1 protein-coding gene is annotated in these 573 nt (G+C 70.3%); it reads left to right on the forward strand.

Features of this window, described 5'->3' with window-relative positions:
- The coding region (locus J9611_RS21540) for a 2Fe-2S iron-sulfur cluster-binding protein (protein WP_211883370.1) at nucleotides 1-485 on the forward strand (485 nt) is incomplete at its 5' end.
- Between the last annotated feature and the right edge of the window lie 88 nt (nucleotides 486-573).

The raw sequence follows: 573 nt of genomic DNA on the forward strand, positions 1-573 counted from the left end.
AGGAGTTCGCCGCCTCGGCCGACGAGATCTCCGACCAGCCGGTCGTGCTCGACCTGTACGAGGGCGAACGCGACGGCGGCGAGGCGGCGACCGACGTGCCGACGGTCGCCGTCCACGCCGAGGCCGAGGTCCCGGCTCCCCCGGAGGTCCCCGCCGCGGCACTCGATCTGCGAGAGCTCGCCTCTCCGGGCGAGGACGCGGCGTTCGACACCGTCGGGAGCGGCGCACTCACCCTGTGCTTCGTGCGGTCCCGGCTCAACGTCCGAATCGACCCGGAGGCGAACATCCTCGCCACCGCGCGGGAGGCGGGAATCCGCATCGGCGCGAACTGCCAGGTGGGGATGTGCGGTTCCTGCAAGGTGGTCAGACTCGAGGGAGAGGTCGAGATGAACCACCAGGGAGGGATCCGCGCCAGAGAGATCGAGGCCGGGAAGTTCCTGCCCTGCTGCTCGACGGCCCGGAGCGATCTCGTCATCGACGCCTGACCACCCACCGACCACCACGACAGGCAAGGGGCACCATGCCGATCTCCTCACCACGCATCGTCATCATCGGCGCGGGCATCGTCGGGGC

This window comes from Pseudarthrobacter albicanus (assembly GCF_018224015.1).
GTDB lineage: Bacteria > Actinomycetota > Actinomycetes > Actinomycetales > Micrococcaceae > Arthrobacter > Arthrobacter albicanus.